Raw genomic sequence first — 21,106 nt, forward strand, 5'->3', positions numbered from 1 at the left:
GGAGCCGGCATGAGCAGCCTCCCCGTACCCGTATCGCTCGACAGCACCCTCCGCCATCTCGGCAGCGCCGACCCGCGGCGGCCGTTCCTGATCGACGCCCGCGAGCCGGAGCGACCGCTGGAATACACCTGGGGCGACGCCGACCGCCAGGTCGACGCCCTCGCCGAGCAGATCGCCGCGCATGCCTGCCGCAGTGTCGGCGTGCTGCTGGACAACAGCTACCGCAACCTCTGCCTGATCTATGCGGTCATGCGCGCGGGCAAGCATCTGGTGCTGATCGATCCCGAGTGGGGGGAGGCCGCGAAGCAGGCCATCGTCGACGAGATGCGCCTGGACGCGCTGGCCAGCGAACATCCGCTCGAGGGCGCGCTGGCCGGGCTGCGCCTGGCGCTGGACTTCGAGCGCAGCGCGACGCGCCGGCTCGACCGCGCCGCGCACAGCCACATGATCCTGTTCACCTCGGGCACCACCGGCCAGCCGAAAGGCATCGAACTCAGCCAGCAGGCCATGCTCCATGCCTACCGCATCGGCCGCGACTGCCTGGGCATCGGGGAGCACACGCGCTCCGGTTGCTTCTACCGGATCAGCGGCCTGGGCATCCTCGGCATCAATTTCCTCTTCCCGCTGCTGTACGGCGGCAGCGCGGTGCTCCTGCCGCTGCACTGCTGGGCCGACAGCGAAGGCTTCTGGGAATACGTGGAACGCTTCGGCATCAGTTTCCTCTACCTGGTGCCGCCGGTGGTCAACCACATGGTCAAGGAAGGCTCCCCGCCGCCGCGCCGCTTGCCGTTGCAGCGCCTGCTCTGCGTCGCCGGCTCGGCGCGCCTGGACGCCGACCTGCAGGCGGCCTTCCAGCGCGACTACGCGGCGCTGGCGAACATCTACGGCCTCAGCGAGTGCGGCTTCGCCTTCCTCTTCGGCAAGCGTCGCGGCGACGCGTTCGACAACTCGGTGGGACCGGCCGTCGGCCTGGAACTCAAGCTGACCGACCCCGACGGCCGCCCGCTGGAGGGCAGCGGCGAACGCGGGCGCCTGTGGGTGCGCACGCCGAGCCTGTTCTCCGGCTACGTCAACCGCCCCGACCTGACCGCCCAGGTGCTCGAGGACGGCTGGCTGAACACCCAGGACCTCGCCTACTTCGACGAGGACCGCTGCGTGCACGTCCTCGGCCGTTGCGACGGCACCATCAACAAGGGCGGCAACCTGTTCCACCTGAATGAATGCGAACGGGCGCTCAACGGCCTGGACGAGGTGATCGACGTCTGCTGCCTGAAGGTCGACTGCCCGCTCTATGGCGAAGACTATGTCGCCGTGATCCACACCGCGCCGCAGGTCGAGTTCGCCTTCCTGCCCTGGCTCCAGCAGCAGCTCGGCACCCTCCGCGCGCCGCAGCGCGTGGTGCTGTCGCACCAGGCCCTGCCGCTGAACGGCGCCGGCAAGCACGACCGCCGTGCGCTCGCCGCCCTGCTGCAACGGGAAGCCTCGTGATGTGCGGCATCCTCGGTTACATCGGCACCGGTTTCAGTGTCTCGCGCTTCGCCGGAGCGCTACGCCTGCTGGCCCATCGGGGTCCGTTCGGCGAGGGCATCGCGGCCCTGCCGAACGGCGCCATCGGCATGACCCGCCTGCCGATGTCCGGCGCCGCGGCGGTGCCGCTGCCGCCGCAGGAGGGTCAGCGGCGGGTCGCCTACAACGGCGAGGTCTACCAGGCCGGCTGCGAAATCCATGGCGAGATCCGCCTGCTGCTCGACGGCTTGCAGCGCGGGGTACTGCCGGACGGCATGTACGCCCTCGCCAGCTGGGACCCGCAGACCCGGCAATTGACCCTGCTGCGCGACGAGTTCGGCATCAAGCCGCTGTACTACAGCTACCAGCCCGAGCGCGGCCTGCTGGCCTTCGCCTCCGAGCCGCGGGCGCTGCTGCACCTGCTCGGCGGCGCCCGCGCCGACGCCGAGGCGATCGCCCAGGTGGTCGCCGCCGGCGTGCCGCTGGAAGGCCAGACCCTGTTCCAGCAGGTCCGTCTGCTGCTGCCCGGCGAGGTGTTGCGCTTCGATCTCTCCCAGGAGCGTCCGCGCCTCTGCCAGCGCCAGCGGCTGGCCACCGCCCCGGCCAGCGAGGCGGACAGCCTCGACGAGCAGCTCGGCGAAACCCTCGAACGCTGCCGCCAGACCTTCCGCCCCTGCGCCCTGCTGGTCAGCGGCGGGGTCGATTCCAACCTGCTCGGCAGCTACCTGGACCCGCAGTTGCAACGCTTCCACCTGTGCCTGGAAGGCGACGAGGAAAGCCTGCTGCCACACCCTCGGCTGCAACGCTTCGAGCTGCGCCAGGAAGCCTTCATGCCGCTGCTGCGTCGCGCGGTCGGCAACTTCGGCGGGGCGACACGGATGTCCAGCCTGCTGATGTACCAGCGCCTGGCCGACGGTATCGGCGAGCAGGGCTATCACTGCGTGCTTCTCGGCGAAGGCGCCGACGAACTGTTCTGGGGCTACCCGCGCCATCTCGAACTCTGGCGCCGGCGCGACGCACCGGAACCGCGGCGCTTCGCCACCGCCTGGTTCGGCGAGTACCGGCGCAAGGCTACGCTGCTGGCGGAACCGGCGGGCCGACGGGTCGCCGAGCGGATCGAGGAACTCGCCCACGAGGCCCTCGGCCAGGGCCTCGAGGCGGCGATCGGCCAGTTCGACCTGCACTACTCGCTGGAGCCGCTGCTGCGACGCGCCGACCATCTGCTGATGTCGCGCACCATCGAAGCGCGCACCCCCTACCTGCATGGCGCCCTGGCGCAGCGCGCCGGGCGCCTCCAGCGGATCGTCGGCGACACCGCCAAGGCTCCGCTGGTGGCGCTCCTGGAGCAGCGCGAGAAACGCTGGCAGGCACAGCCGAAACGGCATTTCCGCCTGCCGTTCGAACGTTGGCCGCAGGCCCTCGGGGAAATGCGCCGGCACCTCGCCGAACGTCTGCCGGCGCTCCACGACCTCGGCCTGGAAGGCCTGGACGCACCGAGCGTCGCGGCGCTGCCCGGCGACCAGTTGTTCACCCTCACCACCCTGTCGCTCTGGCAGCAGGAATACGGAGCCTCGCTATGACAACCATCCATCGTCGCCCCGCGCCCTGGCGGGGCAACGCGGTGTTCTGCGCTTCGGCCGCTTTCGCCGCCGGCCTGGAAACGCTGTTCGCGCGCCTGCTGGAGCGGCGTCCCGCGGATAGCGCGGAGGCTCTCCTGCGCCAGCGCCTGCATCACGAACTGGAGCACGGCAGCGGCGTGCTGCTGCACGATTCCGCGCTGCTGCGCGGACTCGCCGAGGACGAATTCCAGCGGGTGTTCCGCGCATTCTGCCAATGGCTGGGACGCACCGTGGCGATCAACCGCAACGGCGAGTACCTCAAGGAAGTGCGCGACCTCGGTCTGCGCGACGCCCGCGACGCGCCGCAGCGCGGCCACCTGACCAGCCAGGAACTGGCCTTCCACTCCGATCGCGCCGACCTCACGGTGCTCGCCTGCTGGTCGCCGGCACGCCGGGGCGGCGCCTTCCGCATCCGTTCCTCGGCCGACGTCCTCGCCACCCTGGAAGCCGCCAATCCGGCCTGGCTGCCCCTGCTCGGCCAACCGATCCCCCACGACCTGCGCGACGAAGGCGACGCCGACTACGCGCTGGTGCCGCTGCTCACGGAAACCCCACGGACCTTCGTCTTGCGCTATATCCGCAAGTTCAACGAATCGGTGACGCGCCACGGGCTAAGCCTCGCCCCGCAGGTGCGAAGCATGCTCGACGGCCTGGACGAGGCGATCGAACGCGCCGACGGCTATGCCGAACTGGACTTCAGCAAGGGCATGCTGGTGCTGGTGAACAACCACACCACCCTGCACGCGCGCACCGAGTTCAGCGACGACGAGCGGCAGCGCCGCTGCCTGCTGCGCTGCTGGCTGAGCAGCGAATTCACCCGCGAACTGCCGGAAAGCTTCCTGCCGCTGTTCCACCAGGTAGCCGCCGGCAGCCTGCGCGGCGGCATCCGTCCCCTCGCCCAGGAGCCCCGCCCGTGAGCGACAACACCTTCAGCGTGCAACGCTTCCGCGCCCTGCCGACGGAAATCCACGTGATGCTCGTCGGTACGCTGCTGACCCGCGGCGCCTACTTCATGGTCTGGCCGTTCCTGGCATTGCTGCTGTGGCGCGAGTTCCGGCTGTCCGCCAGCGCCATCGGCCTGCTGCTGGCGCTGGCGACCGTCTGCGGCGCGCTCAGCGGCATCTACACCGGCTGGCTGTCGGATCGTTTCGGGCGCAAGCGCCTGATCTTCTTCGGCACCAGCCTCAGCGGGCTTTCCTTCGTGTTGCTGGGCTTCAGCGGCCAGCCGCTGTCCTACGGACTGGCGATCTCCGGGGTGAGCATCGGCTGCGCCCTGCTCGAATCGAGCTGCAAGGCGCTGATCGGCGACCGCGTCGAGGATCGCCGCTCGCGGGAACTGGCGCTCTACTGCCGGTACTTCCTGATCAACCTGGGCGCCGCCCTCGGCCCGCTGATCGGCCTGACCCTCGGCGTCGCCGCCCAGGCCGGCACCTTCCTGGTCACCGCGCTGGTCTACTTCTGCTACGGCCTGCTGCTCTGGCGCCTGCTGCACCACCTCGAACTTAAGCGGCGCAGCCTTGCCCCGCGATCCTCGACCGGGTTCCTCGAAGCCTGCCTGAGCATGGCCCGGCATCGCGCCTTCACCCTGCTGTTGCTGTGCAACATGCTGGCCGCGCTGATCTACGCCACCTTCGATTCGACCCTCGTGCAGTACCTCACCCGCAGCGGTCTGCCCGACGTGGTCAACAGCATCGCCCTGCTGGTGACCATCAACGCGCTGACCATAGTGGTCGCCCAGTTTCCCCTCCTCCGCCTGCTGGAAAACACCGGCACCGGCGGCCGCCTGATGCTCGGCATGCTGCTCATGCTCCTGGCCCAGCTAGGCTTCGCCTGGACCCCGGTGACCCTGTTCGCCGGCCTGGCGCTGGCCACGGTGGTGCTCAGCCTCGGCGAACTGATCGTGTTCCCGACCTTCAGCGTGGAGGTCGACCAACTGACCCCCGACGACTTGCGCGGCAGCTATTTCGGCGCGGCCAATCTCTACAGCCTCGGCACCGCGCTGGCACCGCTGTACGGCGGGATCATGCTCGACCATGCCGGCAGCCAGGCGCTGTACCTCGGCCTGGCCGCGCTGTGCGGGGTGATCATGCTGCTGCAGGTCGGCGCGGTCGGCCTGCGCCAGGCCGAGCGGGCCGGCGGATGAGCGGCGCGCTGCTGGTCTCGGGATTTTTCCTGCGCCGCTCCGCCTGGTCCGTGGAAGGCGCCGGCTGGCGAAGCTGCGACCATCTGCGCGACGCGCCCGGATGCGACCTGGCGCATTGGCTGGACCAGGCCGCCACCACGCTGGCCGGCGAGGAGCGGGTGATACTCTGCGGCCACAGCTTCGGCGGCTACCTGGCGCAATGCCTGGCGGCCCGCCTGGGCGAGCGCGCCGCGCACCTGTACCTGTTCAGCGCGCTGGTCAGCGAGGGCGGCGGCGCGCTGGAAAGCTACCAGGACAGCGGCCAGGACAATCTCCTCGGGCTATGCCGCCTCGACCCGCTCGGAGGGCGGGTCCGCCTGGAAGACCGCGCCGGCTTCCTCGAACTGCTCGGCGCCGAGGTGCCGACCAGCGCCAGCGAACCCGCGCAATTGCTGATCGACTCGCCACGGCAGACTCGTCCAGCCTGCCCGGTCACCTACGTGGTGGCGGCCGCCGACCGGCTCAGCCCGCCGTCGCTGCAACGTTCCTTCGCCCGTCGCCTGGACGCTCGGGTGCGGGAATACCCGGGCGGGCACCTCGCCGCACTGGCGGACCCGCGCTTCCTTCGCGCCCTGATCGAATCTAATAATTAGATAGATAAAGCCGAAAATAAGCACTTTTTTATCGTAACGATCTGACGGATGATGACCCCATCAACCGCCCGCCCCCTCGCGCAAACGAGCGGCGACGGGCCCAATGGAGATCCGATCATGATCGAACGTCGTCCCTTCGACCGTCTGGGCCATGCCGACCACGGCTGGCTGAACGCGCGTCATCATTTTTCCTTCGCCGACTACTATGACCCGGAGCGCGAGGACTGGGGCCGCCTGCGGGTCTGGAACGATGACGAGATCGCCGCCGGCAGCGGCTTCCCGCCGCACCCGCACCGCGACATGGAGATCATCACCTATGTCCGCGAAGGCGCGATCACCCACCAGGACAGCCTGGGCAACAAGGGCCGCACCGAGGCCGGCGACGTGCAGGTGATGAGCGCCGGCACCGGCATCGTCCATTCGGAGTACAACCTGGAAGCCGAGACCACCCGGATCTTCCAGATCTGGATCATCCCGGACCGCCGCGGCGACCAGCCGCGCTGGGGCTCCAAACCGTTCCCGAAGGCCGAGCGCGACGGTCGTTTCGTCACTCTCGCCAGCGGCGACGAGCAGGACAGCGAAGCGCTGCACATCCGCGCCGACGCCGAGGTCGCCGCGGTGACCCTGAAGGCCGGCCAGAGCGCCGAGTACGCCCTGGAAAACGGTCGCCGCGCCTACCTGGTGCCGGCCACCGGCAGCATCGAGGTCAACGGCGTGCGCGCCGAGGCCCGCGATGGCCTGGCGGTACGCGACGAACCGACCCTGAAGGTCACGGCCCTGGAAGACAGCGAAGTGCTGCTGGTGGAAGTGGCCTGACCCGACAGCCCCTCGCCCCCCCACGGGCGAGGGGCTGCTTTCGTTTCGCCCCAGCCCAGGGCCGCCTCTCTCGACGCAGCGGCGTTATCCGCCGCAACGCCTCCGGCCCTGCCGACTTGGTTCTTCCCAGCTTCACGCTTCGCGCTCACACTACCCGCAGAAGAATTCGAGAGGCTCCGCCATGCGTGAACTGCAACCCCTGCTGGAGAACCACGGGCTGCTCCTGCTGTTCCTCAACGTGCTCTGCGAACAGGCCGGGCTGCCGATCCCCGCCTACCCGGCGCTGATCGTCGCCGGCGCGCTGGCCATGCAGGGCGTCGGCGCGCCGCTGGGCGTGGTCCTGCTGGTGGTGGTGCTCGCCTGCCTGCTGGCGGACGTCGCCTGGTACCTGGCCGGGCGCCACTACGGCGGCTTCCTCCTGCGCAGCATCTGCAAGGTCTCGCTGTCCCAGGACAGTTGCATCCGCCAGAGCCAGAACATGTACCTGCGGGTCGGTCCGAGGGCGCTGCTGATGTCGAAGTTCCTGCCCGGCGCCAGTGCGTTGTCCACCACCCTGGCCGGCATGACCCGCACCCGCCTGCGCCGCTTCCTCGCCTACGACGCCGCCGGCTCGGCACTCTGGGCCGGTTCCGCGCTGCTGCTGGGGGTGATCTTCAGCGATGCGGTGGACCACCTGCTGGCCCTGCTCAGCGACTACGCGGCCATCGGCGCGCTGCTGATCGCCGGCGCCTTCGCCGCCTTCATCGCCTGGAAGCTCTGGCAGCGCCAGCGCCTGCTGTCGCGCAGCCGGCGGATTCCGCGAATCAGCGTGGAGGAACTGGAAAGCCTTCGCGAACAGGGGCAATTGCCGGTGATCCTCGATGTCCGCGCCCATCACGAAGACGAGCCGAGCGGCATTCCGGGAGCCATCCCGGTGGAACTGAACGTGTCGCTGAAGGACCTGCCCGGCGACCTCAGGGACGCCAGCATCGTCATCTATTGCGCCTGTCCCCACGAACTTTCCGCCGCGATGCTCGCCCAGCGCCTCAACGCCTCCGGCTTCACCCGCACCTGGGCGCTGGCCGGCGGCCTGGACGCCTGGCGCAAGGCCTACGGGCAGGTCGCGGCGAACGCCTGAGCGGTGCCCGCCGGGTTCAGACCAGGGCCTGCACCGCTGCGCCGCCGGCTTGCCGCTGCGACGCCGGCGAGGAGAACACCAGGTAGCCGTCCTCGACCTTGCCGTAGCGCAGCAGCGCCAGGTCGAGGACGTAGTTCTGGTAAAGCTTCCAGGGCATCCGGTCGCCCTGCTTGGGCATGCGCTCGGCGGCGCGCTGGATGTAGCCGGAGTCGAGGTTGAGGAAGGGCTCCTCGCGCACGTCGCCGGTGCTGTCGCGGGCGGTCACCTGGCGCATGCCGGTGGCGTCCATGTGATTGATCAGGCGGCAGAAGTATTCGCTGGAGAGGTCCGCCTTGAGCGTCCAGCTGGCGTTGGTATAGCCGACCACCGCCGCCAGGTTCGGCAGGTCGCGCAGCATGATGCCGCGATAGCCCATGCTCTGGTTGACCTGGAACGGCTTGCCGTCGACCGCCAGCTCGGCGCCGCCGAACATCACCAGGTCGAGGCCGGTGGCGGTGACGATGATGTCCGCCTCCAGCACCTCGCCGGTCTTCAGGCGAATGCCCCGCTCGACGAAGCGGTCGATGTGCTCGGTGACCACCGACGCCTTGCCCTTGCGCAGCACCTTGAACAGGTCGCCGTCCGGCACCGCGCAGACCCGCTCGTCCCACGGCTTGTAGCGCGGGCTGAAGTGACGCATGTCGAAGCGCTTGCCCAGTTGCAGGCTGGCCAGCTTGAGCAGGACCTTGCGGACCAGGCCGGGGAAGGTCCTGGCGAGCATGAAGAAGACCATCTGCATGGCCACGTTGCGCGCCCGCGCCTGGCGGTAGACCCAGGTTTCCGGAAGGAAGCGGCGAAGGAAATTGGAGATCGCGTCCTTCTGCGGCAGGGTGATCACGTAGGACGGCGAGCGCTGCAACATGGTGACGTGGGCGGCCTTGTCGGTCAGCGACGGCACCAGGGTCACGGCTGTCGCGCCGCTACCGATCACCACCACCTTCTTGCCGCTGTAGTCGAGGTCCTCGGGCCACAGCTGCGGATGGACGACCTGCCCGGCGAAGTCCTCGCGACCGACGAATTCCGGGGTATAGCCGGCCTCGTAGCGGTAGTAGCCGGTGCACATCAGCAGGAACTGCGCGGTCATGCGCAGCGGCTCGGGCTCGTCACCGCGCTGCACGTCGAGGTTCCAGCGCGCATTGGCGGAATCCCAGTCGGCCCTGAGCACCCGGTGGCGGTAGCGGATCTTCCGGTCGATGCCGTTCTCCCGCGCGGTCTCCTCGATGTAGCGGCGGATCGACGGACCGTCGGCGATGGCCTTGGGATCGCTCCATGGCTTGAAGTTGTAGCCGAGGGTGAACATGTCCGAGTCGGAACGGATGCCGGGGTAGCGGAACAGGTCCCAGGTACCGCCCATCGCCGCGCGCCCTTCGAGCAGGGCGAAGCTCTTGCCGGGGCAATGCTTCATCAGGTGGTAGGCGGCGCCGACGCCGGACAATCCGGCGCCGACGATGAGTACGTCCAGGTGTTCGACAGGCATAAGGTTCCTCGATCGGCGGAAGCGTCCAGCCGTCTGCTGGGCTGATGCCCTCCACCCTACAGAGGGGATGCCGCGCGGGTATCCCAACCTTCGTACTGCGATATCCGCAAAGTATGGACCCAGGCGTGGGAATCACCCATGCCGGCGTACCGGCATGGGTCGGGCGCTAGGACGCGCGGGAAGGTTTCTCCGGGGTCTCCGCCGCTACCGCGCCACGGTCTTCCAACTGGTCGGTCTGGAACAGCGTCTCCAGCTCGACCCGCGCCTCGCGAGCGCTTTTGATCAGCGCGTCGCGGTCGTTGTAGAACAGGTGCTGGGAGGCCAGGACCTCTTCGTCGTGCCGGCGGAAACGACGGATCCGCGCGTCCGCCTGTTCCTCGCTCAGACCCAGGCCGCAGAGCACCATGCGGCTCATCTCCAGGCTGGAGAAGAAGGTCTCGCGCACCGGCTCGACCCCGGCGTCGAGCAACAGGTGGACGTGCTGGCGGTTACGCGCGCGGGCGATGATCTTCAGGTGCGGATACAGCTTGCGCACGCGCTTGGCCGTCTCGATGTTGGTCTCCGGGTCATCGGTGGCGATGACGAAGAACTCGGCCTTCTCTACCTGGGCCGCGCGAAGGATCTCCGGGCGCATCGGGTCGCCGTAGAAGATCGGGATCGCGCCGAGGGTACGGGTCAGCTCGATGGTCTCCACCGAGGTGTCCAGGGCGATGAACGGCACGCGCTGGGCGCGCAGCACGCGAGCGACGATCTGGCCCATGCGGCCGACCCCGGCGATCACCACGCGCGGGGTGTCGTCGTTGTCGATGCGTTCCATTTCCGGCGGCGGCTTCGTCGCCTCCGGCTCCTTCGCCAGCAGGCGCGCGAGGCCGAGTACCAGCAACGGGGTCAGGGCCATCGACAGGGTGATGGAAAGCACCAGCAGGTTGTGCAGGTCGTTCTGGAACAGGCCCTGGTCGCGGGCCATCTTGAACACGACGAAGGCGAACTCGCCGCCGGCCGCCAGGACCACGCCCAGGCGCAGCGCCGAGGCCTTGTCGAGGCCGCCGGAAATGCGTCCGACGAAGTACAGCACCGGCGCCTTCAGGGCGATCAGCAGCACGGTCAGGCCGAGCACCATCCACGGCGACTTTAGCAGCAGGCTGATGTCCGCGCTCATCCCCACGCTGATGAAGAACAGGCCGAGCAACAGGCCCTTGAACGGCTCGATCTGCGCCTCCAGTTCGTGGCGGTACTCCGAGTCGGCCAGCAGCAGGCCGGCGAGGAAGGCACCGAGGGCCATGGACACACCGGCCAGCTCCATCAGCAGCGCGGTGCCCATCACCACCAGCAGCGCGGTGGCGGTGGACATGTCCTGCAGCTTGGTCTGGGCGACGATGCGGAACACCGGGCGCAGCAGGTAGCGGCCGCCGACCACCACCGCGGCGATGCTGCCGACCACCTTGAGGGTCTGGGTCAGTTCGCTGCCGCCGGCGTCGCTGTGCGCACCGCTGAGCAGCGGGATCATGGCGATCAGCGGGATCGCCGCGATGTCCTGGAACAGCAGGATGGCGAAGGCCAGGCGGCCATGGGGCTGGGTCAGTTCCTTGCGCTCGGCGAGTATCTGCAGGCCGAAGGCGGTGGACGACAGCGCCAGGCCCAGGCCGAGCACCACCGCGCTGTTCACCGGTTGGTCGAAGCCGACCAGGGCCACGGTGCCGATCACCACGCCGGTCAGCAGCACCTGCAGCAGGCCGACGCCGAACACCGACTTGCGCATCACCCACAGGCGCCGCGGCGACAGCTCCAGGCCGATGATGAACAGCAGCAGCACCACGCCCATCTCGGAGATCTGCGCGACGCTTTCCGGGTTGTCCACCAGGCCCAGCACGCTGGGACCGATCAGCACGCCGGCCAGCAGGTAGCCGAGCACCGCGCCCAGTTGCAGGCGCTTGGCCAGCGGCACCATGAACACCGCCGCGATCAGGAAGACCACGCCGGACTGGAGAAAACTGCTTCCGTGTTCCACGCTCAACTCCCGCTGGCGGCGCTGGCGCCGAACCGGTCGCGGATGGTGGCGATGGTCTCCACATCCATGGCGATATAGGCCTGCTTGACGAAGGCGTCGTAGGGCAGTTCGTCGCCCAGCGGCTGCAGGTAGCGGGTGCAGTAGGCGAAACGCACGAACAGCGAGCCGGGCTCCGGCTCCTCGATGGTCATGTCGAGGCTGCCGCCGGCCACCTCGGCGCTCGGCTTGATGCTGTAGTGGGCACTGTCCGGCGCCTTCAGCACGACTTCGTCCTCGACCACCAGACCCGGCAGGTACAGGCGCCGGTGCAGGCGGTCGCCGTCATCGACGAGGATCTCGAAACGCTCCAGGCCGACGACGAAATACTGTGGCTCGCGCGCACGGCAGACCAGGCCTTCCCAGAGTTGCAGCCGGTCGAGGACCGGCAGGTCGACAAGCGTCCGGTCGTTGACCTGGACCAGGTGTTCGAATTGCATGTGGCTCACTTCCTGTTCGGTGCATGCGATAGGCGAGTTCTGACCGGCGATGGGTGCAGAAAGTTTTCCCGCTGCCGGCGAATCGCCAGACCGCAGGTCCGCAACGATCGCCGACAGGCATTCGAGGACGCCGCCGGGGCACCCGGCGGCACATCGACCTCACTCGGCGTCGATCTTCCAGGGAATCGGCGGAGCGCTCAAGCGCGGCCCTTCCAGGGCGTCGAGCCGGCCGAAGCGGGCATCCCCCTCCTCCCAGGCCTTCTGCGCCCGGGCGATCTCACCCTTGCTGTGGCCGACGAAGTTCCACCACATGAAGATCTCCGCGCCGAACGGTGCGCCGCCCAGCAACAGCACCCGCGCGCCAGGATCGAGTTGCAGTTGCAGGCCGTCGCGGCCGTCGCCCAGGTAGGCCAGTTCGTTCACCGCGAAATGCTCGCCGCCCACTTCCAACCCGCCTTCCAGCGGCAGCAGGCCGTACTCGAAGTGCGGGTCGAGCGTCAGTTGCAGGGTCGAGCCATCGTCGCAGGCCAGGTCGGCGCCGAGCAGCGGCGAGTAAAGCCGGCACGGCGCCTGCCGCCCGTCCAGAGCGCCGGCCAGCAGGGTGAAGGTGACCCCCTGCTCCTGCCAGCGCGGCAGGTCGGGATGATGGTCGAAGGCCGGGGCGATGTCGCGCTGCTCGTAGGGCAGCACGATCCACAACTGCGCGGCGTGGGCGTGGCGCTCGTCGGGCAGCGACTCCTCGGTGTGGGCGATGCCATGGCCGGCGGTCATCAGGTTGACCTGGCCCGGACGGATCACCTGGACGTTGCCCAGGCTGTCGCGGTGCAACGCCTCGCCCTGGATCATCCAGGTGAAGGTCTGCAGGCCGATGTGCGGGTGCGGGCCCACGGCCAGGCCGCCGCCGGGTTCGAATTCGGCGGGACCGGCATGGTCGAGGAAGCACCAGGCACCGATCATCCGCCGCTGGCGCGACGGCATCAGCCGACTGACGGTGATCCCGCCGCCGATTTCCGCGGCACGCGCGGTGACTCGTTGCAGCAGGTGGTCGCGGCGCTCCGGACAGTCCCGCGAGGAGGACAGGTCGCAGCGCTCTTCGGTATTGCTCATGTTCAGGCTCTCCGGTGACGAGGCATTCAACCGCGCAGGCGGCGCACCCATAGCTGCAGGGCCTGCAACTGCTGCTGGATCAGCTCGCGCGCCTTGTCGTCGAGCAACCGGCCCTGGGCGTCGAAGGCGTTCTGCGCGCTGGAGATCATCACTTCCGGCTTGTTCAGCGGATGAACGTCGAGGAACACCAGCGTCTGGCGCAGGTGATACTGCGCCCGCGCGGTGCCGAAACGCCCGGCGCTGGCGCCGAGGATCGCCGCCGGCTTGCCGGAGAACGGCTGCTCCGGCGGCCGCGAGGCCCAGTCGATGGCATTCTTCAGCACCCCGGCCATCGAATAGTTGTATTCCGGGGTGGCGAACAGCAGCGCGTCCGCCGCGCGGATCTGCTCGCGGAAGCGTTCCACCGCGGGCGGGAAGCCGAGGGCGTAGACGTCCTCGTTGTACAGCGGGATGCCGGAGATGTCCGCCAATTCGATGCTCATGCCCGGCGGAACCAGACCGATCGCCTCCTGCAGCGCCGCGCTGTTGTAGGAGCCGCTGCGCAGGCTGCCGGAAATGCCCAATACCTTGATGTCGTCGCTCATGCCGTGCTCCTCGATGTGTGTGCGGGGTTCAGTCGCGCAGTTGGCTGCTGACGCTGACCTCTCCGGAGAGTACACGATGGATCGGGCAGGCATTGGCGATCTCCAGCAGACGCTGGCGTTGCTCGGCGTCGAGATCGCCGGCCAGGCGGATGTCGCGGCGGATATGGGTGAAAGGCTCCGGCTTGGTGCGTTCCTCGACGATGTCCAGTTGCACGTCGATGCCTTCCAGCGGCCACTCCTTGCGCTGCGCGTACATCGCCACGGTGATCGCCGTGCAGGCGCCCAGCGCCGAGAGCAGGATCTCGTGCGGCGAGGGACCGCTGTCGCCGCCGCCGAGGGCGGCCGGCACGTCGCTCAGCCACTGGTGGCTGTCGTCGCCGAGGGTCACGCGGTAAGGGGTGGTGCCGAGGGAAGCGTTGACGACCTGGGTAGCCATGGGGTTTCTCCTGTGCATGGGGGGCGTGCCGGAACCTCGGGTTCCGGCGAAGCGGCGTTCCGATGAAAACACCTGGACGGAAAACGACACAAGGCACCCGATGGCCGGAGTGCCTTGTGTCCGGGACAGCGGCGAAGCCGGCTTACTTCTTCGTGCCGAAGCTCTGGATCAGGTTGGCGTACGCCGGCAGGTGGCCGCCGAGGATGGCGCCGAAGCCTTCGATGTCGTTGCGCCAGTCGCGGTGCAGTTCGCAGCCGACGCTGAACCAGTTCATCAGTTGCGCGCCGGCGGCGGTCATGCGCGCCCAGGCGGCGTCGCGCACCACCGGGTTGAAGGTGCCGGAGGCGTCGGTGACGACGAATACGTCAAACCCTTCCTCCAGCGCCGAGAGGGTCGGGAAGGCTACGCAGACATCGGTCACCACGCCGGCGATGATCAGTTGCTTCTTGCCGGTGGCCTTGACCGCCTTGACGAAGTCCTCGTTGTCCCAGGCGTTGATGTTGCCGGGGCGGGCGATGTACGGGGCCTGCGGGAACATTTCCTTGAGTTCCGGCACCAGCGGGCCGTTGGGGCCGTCCTCGAAGCTGGTGGTGAGGATGGTCGGCAGGTTGAAGAACCTGGCGATGTCGGCCAATGCCAGGACGTTGTTCTTGAACTCGTCCGGGCTGAAATCGCGGACCAGGGAGAGCAGGCCTGCCTGGTGGTCGACGAACAGCACCGCCGCATCGTTCTTGTCGAGTCGCTTGTAGGTGAAGGACATGGTGTTTCTCCGGTCTCGGGCGGCGTCCGTCGCCGCGCGGTGTGAAACGAAGCGCCTCCTGGGAGGCATGCATGGGCGGTCTCGGGAGCGCACGCCGCCCATCAAGAGTAGTGACAGCGACAGCGATTTACCGCCCGGCAAAATGCGAAAACGGTGTTCTCGATACCAGAACAATGCCATTCCCCGGGCGCGCTACGCTTGCCCTGCCATTGCCGTTCCTGCACGTTCGACGCGCGCGTCCCCTTACCAGGAGTTCTCCCGCATGCGACAGTCTGCCTCCCGATTGTTTCGAGATTCGCCATGAGCCTGCGCCTTGAAGACATACAGGCCTTCCTCAACGTGGTCGAGCTGGGCAGCATCAGCGCCGCCGCCGAACGCATGAGCCTGTCCAAGTCCGTGATCAGCAAACGCGTCAGCGACCTGGAGCGCCACCTCGGCGTGCGCCTGCTCTACCGCTCGACGCGCAACGTCGAGCCGACCGAGGCCGGCGGCTTCTTCTACAAGTCGGCCAAGGCCTCGCTGCAGGACCTGAACAACGCCGCGGAAAGCGTGGCCCTGCGCGAGAACGACCTGTGCGGGGAATTGCGGGTGATGGCGCCGATGAGCTTCGGCACGCTCTGGCTGGGGCCGCTGGTGATGGAATTCATGGCGCGCAACCCGCGCCTGGAAGTGGTCCTGCAACTGGACGACCGGATCGTCGACTTCGAGAAGGAAGGCTACGACCTGGCGATCCGCATCACCCGCCTGCAGGACAGCTCGCTGATCGCCCGCCAACTGGGCACCAGCCGCCGGGTAGTGTGTTGCAGCCCGGAATACCTGGAACGGCACGGCCCGCTGCAACGTATCGAAGACATCCTCTGCCATCCCTGCATCGGCTACAGCCACAACACCCCGTCGCAGCTATGGAGCTTCGAGCCGCGGGTGGCCGGCGAGCCGGCGCGGATGATCACCCCGCGCGGACGCTTCAACACCAACAACGGCCAGACCATGCGCGACGCCGCGGTGCGTGGCCTGGGCCTGGCGATGCTGCCGCTGTTCATCGCCGCCGAAGACCTGGCCGCCGGCCGGCTGGTCGAGGCCCTGCCCCAGGAGCGGCCGCTGGACGACCTGATCTACGCCATGTATTCGCGAGCGGCGACCCTCTCGCCGAAGGTGAAGCTGTTCGTCCAGTTTCTCCAGCAGGCCCTGGGCAGCCCGCCGTGGGGCGTGCGCTGAGCCTCGCTCAGCGCTTGCGGCAGACGCTCAGCCCGTCGCCGATCGGCAGCAGCGAGTAGTCCACCCGCGCGTCGTTCTTCAGCGCCAGGTTGAGCTGCTGGATGCCGCGGGTATCCGCACTCTTCGGCTGCGCTTCGAGTACCCGGCCGCTCCACAGCACGTTGTCGAAAAGCACCAGCCCACCCTGGCGCACCAGCGCCAGCGCGGCCTCCAGGTATTCGGGGTAGTTGGCCTTGTCGGCGTCGATGAAGGCCAGGTCGAATTGCCCGGCCAGACCTTCGTCGAGCAACGCACGCAGGGTTTCCAGGGCGGGCCCGAGGCGCAGCTCGATGCGCTCCTCGACAGCGGCTTCGCGCCAGTAGCGGCGCGCGGTGAGATGGTAGTCGCCGGGCAGGTCGCAACAGGTAAGGCGCCCCTGCTCGCCAAGGGCGGTAGCCATGCACAGGGCGCTGTAGCCGGTGAAGGTGCCGACCTCCAGCGCCCGCCGCGCGCCGATCAGGGTCAGCAGCAAGGCGATGAACTGGCCCTGTTCGGGGGCGATCTGCCAGCGCGCGTTGGGCAGCTTCGCGGTTTCCTCGCGCAGGCGGGTCATCAGCGGGGTTTCCCGCAGCGAAACGTCCAGCAGGTAGCGGTAGAGGTTATCGTCGAGGTTGAGGGTGCGGGTGGTCATCGGCCCTGACCTCCCCGCCTCAGGGCATCCGCGCCAAGGGCGACGGCGCGACCAGCACGCGCTTGGCGTCCAGGTACGCGCGTTGCCAGTAGCTGTTCTGCAGGCTGTCCAGGCGCACCGTGCCGCCGGTGCGCGGCGCATGCACGAAGCGACCCTCGCCGACGTAGATGCCGGCATGGCTCACGGTGCGTCCACCGGAGGTGGCGAAGAACACCAGGTCGCCGGTCTGCAGGGCCTGCACCGGCACGCTGGGCGCGCGCATGGAAATCATCTCGCGGGTCGAGCGCGGCAGCTTGATGCCAGTCATGTCGCGGTAGACGAAGTTGATCAGGCCGCTGCAATCGAAGCCCGAATCGGGCGTGTTGCCGCCCCAGCGGTAGGGCGTGCCGACCAGGCCGAGGGCACGGAACAGCACATCGTCGGCGGCGGGCGAGAAATTCGTCGCCGGACGGAATACGACCTGTTTGGCGGGCGCGGGGGGCGGCGCTTTGCTGGCGCAGGCGGTAAGCAGCGCAGCAAAGGCGAGGATCGAGAATCGGGCCAGTGCATGCATAGTGGAAGCCTTCCTGGTGAGGAATGCTTCCACTTTGCTACGACAAGGAGTTAAACGCAATACTTAAAGTAAAACTTTAAGTTTAGCGCTTGCTCGTCAGGGCGTCCTTGTAGCCGGGTTCGAGCACCCGCTTGGCTTCCATGTAGCTCAGGCTCCAGTAGCTGGAGTCCAGGCTGTCCACCCGCACCCCGCCGCCGCGACGGCTGGCGGAATGGATGAACTGGCCATCGCCGATGTAGATGCCGGCGTGGCTGACGCGGCCACGGCCACGGTTGTTGAAGAACAGCAGGTCGCCGGGCTGCAACTCGTCCTTGGAGACCAGCGGCACGTCCATATCGATGAGTTCGCGGGTGGAGCGCGGCAGCTTGATGCCGGCCTCCTCGCGGAACAGGTAGCCGACGAAGCCGCTGCAATCGAAGCCTTTCGCCGTCGTACCGCCGAAACGGTACGGCGTACCGATCAGTTCGAAAGCGCGCTCGAGGATGCTGGACGCCAGCGCAGGCGTACCAGCCGATGAATTGTCCGCCCCTTCGTCCTCAACATCCTGCCAAGCGATCGCGTCGCGTTCGACGTCGATGCTGCTCTTGGCTGCGGTCGGCTCTTTGGCGACCTGCGGCTCCGGCGAATGGCTGGCGCAAGCGGCCAGCAGCAGAACGAAACTCATGGGCACGAGGGGTGCTAAGCGTTTAAGCATGGGCACGACCGTGTCTCATTAGTTTTACTAGCGGGCTAATTTGCCTTCTCGATCAATCCTATGCAAGTTTTTTATCGATAAATGTGACTTACCACCTGCGGCATGATGTCTAAGGCTCGTCCTGTCATTTTCACATCGACCCGCTCGCTGAGGTCGGTCACGCCAGGATTCACCTCCGCGGTGAAGCCTCCCGCCTGCCGCGTGCGCAGCACCGGTTCGACGATATAGGGGAAGCTCGCGGTGGTTCCCACCACCAGCACCGCATCGAAGCCTTTGCGCAATTCGCGGTACAGGGTATCGATCGCCTCTTCCGGCAACATTTCCTCGAACAGCACCACCGGCGGCCGCAGCACCCCACCGCAAGCGGCGCAGCGCGGCGGCAACTGGCCGTGCAGATGCTCCTCCAGGCCGCCGCTCTCGGCACCGCAGGACTGGCAGTAGAGCGGCGCCAGTTCGCCATGGATCTCGATCAGCCGCTCGGGCGGCGAGCCGGCCTGGCGATGGAAGCCGTCGATGTTCTGGGTCAGCACCCAGCATTCCGGTTTGTGCTTCTGCAACTCGGCGATGGCTTCGTGGCCGGCGTTGGGTCGGGCCGCCAGGCAAGCCTTGCCAAGTTCCGCGAGGTACTTCCAGCACAGCGCCGGATCGCGCCGCAGCATCGGTCCGGAAAGTGCCGCCTCGATCGGCAGGCCCTCTTCCGTGCGACCGTTGTAGAGACCGCCGAGGCCGCGATAGGTGGGCATACCGGAGTCCGCGGAGAGGCCGGCGCCGGTGATGACCAGGATGCGTTCGGCGCGCCGCAGGGCCTGGGCGACGGTGGCGATCGGGCTGTGGCTGTCCATGGTTGGCTCCTGTCAGGCTGGCGGATCGAGGGAAGCCGGCAAGCCGAGCCGGCGCATGCGCCCGAGCAGGGTCGTGCGCGGAATCCGCAACCGGGCGGCGGCCCGGGAGAGATTGCCGCGCGCCTGGCGCAAGGCGTCTTCTATCAGGTTGCGCTCCTGTTGCGCCAGCGCCTCGCGCAGGCCTCCGACCGCCGCGCTGTTCATCGAGCGCGCGGCCTCGCCGCCCATGGCCTCGGCGCCGTCGTCGGCGAACGCCACCTCATCCAGCAGTGCGCCGCCCTCCCCGTGCAGCAACAGGCTGCGTCGGATCACGTTTTCCAGTTGCCGGACGTTGCCCGGCCAGTCGCAGGCCAGCAACTGCGCCAGCGCCCGTTCGCCAAGGGCGGTGACACGTGGGTTGAGGCTGCGCGCATCGCGACGGACGAACGCCCGTGCCAGCAGTTCCACATCGCCGGGGCGCTCGCGCAGCGGCGGGATGTACAGGCTGCCCACGTCCAGGCGGTAGTACAGGTCCTCGCGCAGGCGTCCCTCGGCGATCGCCTGGCGCGGCGGCTGGTTGCTCGCCGCGATCAGGCGTACGTCGGCCCGCTGCGGGCTCAGGCTGCCCAGAGGCAGGTAGCTGCCGTCCTGCAGGACCCGCAGCAGCTTGCTCTGCATGGCCATCGGCATGGAATTGATCTCGTCGAGGAACAAGCTGCCGCCCTGCGCCAGGGCGAACATGCCCTTGCGGTTCTCGGCGCCGGTGAAAGCGCCGCGGGTGGTGCCGAACAGGGTACTTTCCAGCAGCGTCTCGGGAATCGCCGCGCAGTTCAGGCTGATCATCGGACCGCTGCGTCGCGGGCTCAGGGCATGGGCGCGACGGGCGAACAGTTCCTTGCCGGTGCCGGTCTCGCCATGGATCAGCAGCGGCAGGTCGGTGGCCGCGAAAACGTCCAGGCGCTGCAACTGCCGCAGCAGGCTCGGCGCCACGCTCAGGATGTTCGGGCAATCCGCCAGGCCTGCGGCCTCTTCGGTCTCGGCGACGACTTCGCCGAGCTCCATCGCGCCGAGCAGGCAACCGTCGCGCCCGCGCAGCGGGATCGCCCGGTGGCGATACTGCAACAGCTCGCCGCCGGCCCCCACGTAGGCCTGCAGCGTATCGATCGACGGCCGCCCTTCGGCCAGGCAACGCAACAGCGTGCTTTGCTCGGCCGCCAGCCAGGGAGCGCTCTGCAACAGGTGCATGCCCAACGCCCGCTGCGGGTCGAGACCATCGAGCAGGCCGCTGGCACGGTTGTAGTAGACGAAGCGACCGGAGGGGTCGACCACCGTGACCGGTTGCCGCAGGCCGTCGAAAATCGGCGCCAGGCAGTCCACCAACCAGGCCAGTTCACCGCTTCGCGTGGAAATCGTCGGCTCCTCGACAAGCGCCATGCTCTCCCCCTCGGTTTTCCGGATGTCGAAATCTCGTCAGTTGTCCCATCTTCGACGCAGCGCGACCGAGCATCCTTGGCGTGGATCAACCAAGTCCTCGGAAAACCAGGAAAATCCTCCGATTTATCAAGGATTTCCAAGGCAATTCCCGGGCGTTGGCTGGCGCGTGGCTTGCAACGACCTCGTCGTCCCCACACGAGGAAAATCGTTATGTTCAAGCACATCATCGCTCGCACGCCCGCCCGCAGCCTGGTCGACGGCCTGACCTCCAGCCACCTCGGCAAGCCGGACTACGCCAAGGCCCTGGAGCAGCACAACGCCTACATCCGCGCCTTGCAGACTTGCGACGTGGACATCACCCTGCTGCCGCCGGACGAACGCTTCCCCGACTCGGTGTTCGTCGAGGACCCGGTGCTCTGCACCTCGCGCTGCGCCATCATCACCCGCCCCGGCGCCGAATCGCGGCGCGGCGAGACCGAGATCATCGAGGAAACCGTGCAGCGCTTCTATCCGGGCAAGGTCGAGCGCATCGAGGCACCCGGCACGGTGGAAGCCGGCGACATCATGATGGTCGGCGACCACTTCTACATCGGCGAATCGGCCCGCACCAACGCCGAGGGCGCCCGGCAGATGATCGCGATCCTGGAGAAACATGGCCTCAGCGGCTCGGTGGTGCGCCTGGAAAAGGTCCTGCACCTGAAGACCGGGCTCGCCTACCTGGAACACAACAACCTGCTGGCCGCCGGCGAGTTCGTCAGCAAGCCGGAGTTCCAGGACTTCAACATCATCGAGATCCCCGAAGAGGAGTCCTACGCAGCCAACTGCATCTGGGTCAACGAAAGGGTGATCATGCCCGCCGGCTATCCCCGGACCCGCGAGAAGATCGCCCGCCTCGGCTACCGGGTGATCGAGGTGGACACCTCCGAATACCGCAAGATCGACGGCGGCGTCAGTTGCATGTCACTGCGCTTCTGAACCATGCCGCGGCGGACCGACCCG

21 protein-coding genes are annotated in these 21,106 nt (G+C 67.8%); 9 read left to right on the top strand and 12 right to left on the bottom strand.

Features of this window, described 5'->3' with window-relative positions; translation table 11 throughout:
* Positions 1-9: 9 nt before the first annotated feature.
* The 7 genes from M6E97_RS16940 (at position 10) to M6E97_RS16970 (ending at position 7,833) form a co-directional block, all read left to right on the top strand.
* Complete coding sequence (locus tag M6E97_RS16940; protein ID WP_023118313.1) at positions 10-1,488, top strand: long-chain fatty acid--CoA ligase; 1,479 nt, start codon at positions 10-12, stop codon at positions 1,486-1,488.
* Positions 1,488-3,086, top strand: coding sequence for an asparagine synthetase B family protein (locus M6E97_RS16945; RefSeq protein WP_009315495.1), 1,599 nt, complete (start codon positions 1,488-1,490; stop codon positions 3,084-3,086). The genes M6E97_RS16940 and M6E97_RS16945 overlap by 1 nt, the downstream gene beginning before the upstream one ends.
* A complete protein-coding gene (locus tag M6E97_RS16950) occupies positions 3,083-4,042 on the top strand; it encodes a clavaminate synthase family protein (RefSeq protein ID WP_003082503.1) in 960 nt (319 codons plus the stop codon). Before M6E97_RS16945 ends, M6E97_RS16950 begins: the two co-directional genes overlap by 4 nt.
* On the top strand, positions 4,039-5,268 hold the full coding sequence (locus tag M6E97_RS16955; protein ID WP_003082502.1) for an MDR family MFS transporter: 1,230 nt from the start codon (positions 4,039-4,041) through the stop codon (positions 5,266-5,268). Before M6E97_RS16950 ends, M6E97_RS16955 begins: the two co-directional genes overlap by 4 nt.
* Positions 5,265-5,900 carry an alpha/beta fold hydrolase gene (locus M6E97_RS16960; protein ID WP_003133677.1) on the top strand — a complete coding sequence of 212 codons (636 nt, stop codon included), beginning with the start codon at positions 5,265-5,267 and terminating at the stop codon, positions 5,898-5,900. Before M6E97_RS16955 ends, M6E97_RS16960 begins: the two co-directional genes overlap by 4 nt.
* A 117-nt stretch (positions 5,901-6,017) precedes the next feature.
* Positions 6,018-6,716: a pirin family protein gene (locus M6E97_RS16965; protein WP_003133679.1), complete on the top strand. Its 699-nt coding sequence runs from the start codon at positions 6,018-6,020 to the stop codon at positions 6,714-6,716.
* Positions 6,717-6,897: 181 nt separating this feature from the next.
* Entirely contained in the window at positions 6,898-7,833 is a 936-nt protein-coding gene (locus tag M6E97_RS16970) for a DedA family protein/thiosulfate sulfurtransferase GlpE (protein ID WP_003133680.1), read from the top strand.
* Between the two features lie 16 nt (positions 7,834-7,849).
* On the opposite strand, the gene M6E97_RS16975 is transcribed toward M6E97_RS16970, so the two are convergent.
* The 7 genes from M6E97_RS16975 to ycaC form a co-directional block, all read right to left on the bottom strand.
* On the bottom strand, positions 7,850-9,349 hold the full coding sequence (locus M6E97_RS16975; RefSeq protein ID WP_033984968.1) for a flavin-containing monooxygenase: 1,500 nt from the start codon (positions 9,347-9,349) through the stop codon (positions 7,850-7,852).
* Between the two features lie 166 nt (positions 9,350-9,515).
* Entirely contained in the window at positions 9,516-11,357 is a 1,842-nt protein-coding gene (kefB, locus tag M6E97_RS16980; RefSeq protein ID WP_003086638.1) for a glutathione-regulated potassium-efflux system protein KefB, read from the bottom strand.
* Between the two features lie 2 nt (positions 11,358-11,359).
* Positions 11,360-11,833, bottom strand: a complete 474-nt coding sequence (locus M6E97_RS16985; RefSeq protein WP_003082488.1) for an SRPBCC family protein — start codon at positions 11,831-11,833, stop codon at positions 11,360-11,362.
* A gap of 159 nt (positions 11,834-11,992) precedes the next feature.
* On the bottom strand, positions 11,993-12,940 hold the full coding sequence (locus tag M6E97_RS16990; protein WP_003133691.1) for a pirin family protein: 948 nt from the start codon (positions 12,938-12,940) through the stop codon (positions 11,993-11,995).
* 26 nt (positions 12,941-12,966) lie between these two features.
* Positions 12,967-13,524 (bottom strand): NAD(P)H-dependent FMN reductase, encoded by a 558-nt coding sequence (locus tag M6E97_RS16995; protein WP_003082483.1) that lies wholly within the window; start codon positions 13,522-13,524, stop codon positions 12,967-12,969.
* 28 nt (positions 13,525-13,552) lie between these two features.
* A complete protein-coding gene (locus M6E97_RS17000) occupies positions 13,553-13,960 on the bottom strand; it encodes an OsmC family protein (protein WP_003123126.1) in 408 nt (135 codons plus the stop codon).
* Between the two features lie 142 nt (positions 13,961-14,102).
* Complete coding sequence (gene ycaC, locus M6E97_RS17005) at positions 14,103-14,720, bottom strand: isochorismate family cysteine hydrolase YcaC (protein ID WP_003082476.1); 618 nt, start codon at positions 14,718-14,720, stop codon at positions 14,103-14,105.
* A gap of 300 nt (positions 14,721-15,020) precedes the next feature.
* Between ycaC and M6E97_RS17010 the strand changes: the two genes are divergently transcribed.
* Entirely contained in the window at positions 15,021-15,935 is a 915-nt protein-coding gene (locus M6E97_RS17010; RefSeq protein WP_003082475.1) for a LysR family transcriptional regulator, read from the top strand.
* 7 nt (positions 15,936-15,942) lie between these two features.
* Here M6E97_RS17010 and M6E97_RS17015 read toward each other — a convergent pair whose 3' ends face one another.
* From M6E97_RS17015 to ddaR, 5 genes are all read right to left on the bottom strand, one after another.
* On the bottom strand, positions 15,943-16,605 hold the full coding sequence (locus tag M6E97_RS17015; RefSeq protein ID WP_003086626.1) for an O-methyltransferase: 663 nt from the start codon (positions 16,603-16,605) through the stop codon (positions 15,943-15,945).
* Positions 16,606-16,624: 19 nt separating this feature from the next.
* Positions 16,625-17,158 (bottom strand): C40 family peptidase, encoded by a 534-nt coding sequence (locus M6E97_RS17020; protein WP_003086623.1) that lies wholly within the window; start codon positions 17,156-17,158, stop codon positions 16,625-16,627.
* A gap of 82 nt (positions 17,159-17,240) precedes the next feature.
* A complete protein-coding gene (locus M6E97_RS17025; protein ID WP_003082470.1) occupies positions 17,241-17,858 on the bottom strand; it encodes a C40 family peptidase in 618 nt (205 codons plus the stop codon).
* A 65-nt stretch (positions 17,859-17,923) separates the two neighbouring features.
* The gene (locus M6E97_RS17030) at positions 17,924-18,694 is read right to left on the bottom strand and encodes an NAD-dependent deacylase (protein WP_034005185.1); all 771 of its coding nucleotides are present in this window, start codon (positions 18,692-18,694) and stop codon (positions 17,924-17,926) included.
* 12 nt (positions 18,695-18,706) lie between these two features.
* Entirely contained in the window at positions 18,707-20,107 is a 1,401-nt protein-coding gene (ddaR, locus tag M6E97_RS17035) for a transcriptional regulator DdaR (protein ID WP_003133709.1), read from the bottom strand.
* A gap of 210 nt (positions 20,108-20,317) precedes the next feature.
* Between ddaR and ddaH the strand changes: the two genes are divergently transcribed.
* Entirely contained in the window at positions 20,318-21,082 is a 765-nt protein-coding gene (gene ddaH, locus M6E97_RS17040; protein WP_003086612.1) for a dimethylargininase, read from the top strand.
* Positions 21,083-21,106: the final 24 nt, after the last annotated feature.

It is taken from the genome of Pseudomonas sp. B111 (assembly GCF_026428275.1).
GTDB lineage: Bacteria > Pseudomonadota > Gammaproteobacteria > Pseudomonadales > Pseudomonadaceae > Pseudomonas > Pseudomonas aeruginosa.

Excerpts from the sequence above, each read along its gene's own strand:
- M6E97_RS16940 (WP_023118313.1), top strand. The coding sequence starts at position 10 with ATGAGCAGCCTCCCCGTACCCGTATCGCTCGACAGCACCCTCCGCCAT.
- M6E97_RS16945 (WP_009315495.1), top strand. The coding sequence starts at position 1,488 with ATGTGCGGCATCCTCGGTTACATCGGCACCGGTTTCAGTGTCTCGCGC.
- M6E97_RS16950 (WP_003082503.1), top strand. The coding sequence starts at position 3,083 with ATGACAACCATCCATCGTCGCCCCGCGCCCTGGCGGGGCAACGCGGTG.
- M6E97_RS16960 (WP_003133677.1), top strand. The coding sequence starts at position 5,265 with ATGAGCGGCGCGCTGCTGGTCTCGGGATTTTTCCTGCGCCGCTCCGCC.
- M6E97_RS16965 (WP_003133679.1), top strand. The coding sequence starts at position 6,018 with ATGATCGAACGTCGTCCCTTCGACCGTCTGGGCCATGCCGACCACGGC.
- M6E97_RS16970 (WP_003133680.1), top strand. The coding sequence starts at position 6,898 with ATGCGTGAACTGCAACCCCTGCTGGAGAACCACGGGCTGCTCCTGCTG.
- M6E97_RS16975 (WP_033984968.1), bottom strand. The coding sequence starts at position 9,349 with ATGCCTGTCGAACACCTGGACGTACTCATCGTCGGCGCCGGATTGTCC.
- M6E97_RS16985 (WP_003082488.1), bottom strand. The coding sequence starts at position 11,833 with ATGCAATTCGAACACCTGGTCCAGGTCAACGACCGGACGCTTGTCGAC.
- M6E97_RS16990 (WP_003133691.1), bottom strand. The coding sequence starts at position 12,940 with ATGAGCAATACCGAAGAGCGCTGCGACCTGTCCTCCTCGCGGGACTGT.
- M6E97_RS16995 (WP_003082483.1), bottom strand. The coding sequence starts at position 13,524 with ATGAGCGACGACATCAAGGTATTGGGCATTTCCGGCAGCCTGCGCAGC.
- M6E97_RS17000 (WP_003123126.1), bottom strand. The coding sequence starts at position 13,960 with ATGGCTACCCAGGTCGTCAACGCTTCCCTCGGCACCACCCCTTACCGC.
- ycaC (WP_003082476.1), bottom strand. The coding sequence starts at position 14,720 with ATGTCCTTCACCTACAAGCGACTCGACAAGAACGATGCGGCGGTGCTG.
- M6E97_RS17010 (WP_003082475.1), top strand. The coding sequence starts at position 15,021 with ATGAGCCTGCGCCTTGAAGACATACAGGCCTTCCTCAACGTGGTCGAG.
- M6E97_RS17015 (WP_003086626.1), bottom strand. The coding sequence starts at position 16,605 with ATGACCACCCGCACCCTCAACCTCGACGATAACCTCTACCGCTACCTG.
- M6E97_RS17020 (WP_003086623.1), bottom strand. The coding sequence starts at position 17,158 with ATGCATGCACTGGCCCGATTCTCGATCCTCGCCTTTGCTGCGCTGCTT.
- M6E97_RS17030 (WP_034005185.1), bottom strand. The coding sequence starts at position 18,694 with ATGGACAGCCACAGCCCGATCGCCACCGTCGCCCAGGCCCTGCGGCGC.
- ddaR (WP_003133709.1), bottom strand. The coding sequence starts at position 20,107 with ATGGCGCTTGTCGAGGAGCCGACGATTTCCACGCGAAGCGGTGAACTG.
- ddaH (WP_003086612.1), top strand. The coding sequence starts at position 20,318 with ATGTTCAAGCACATCATCGCTCGCACGCCCGCCCGCAGCCTGGTCGAC.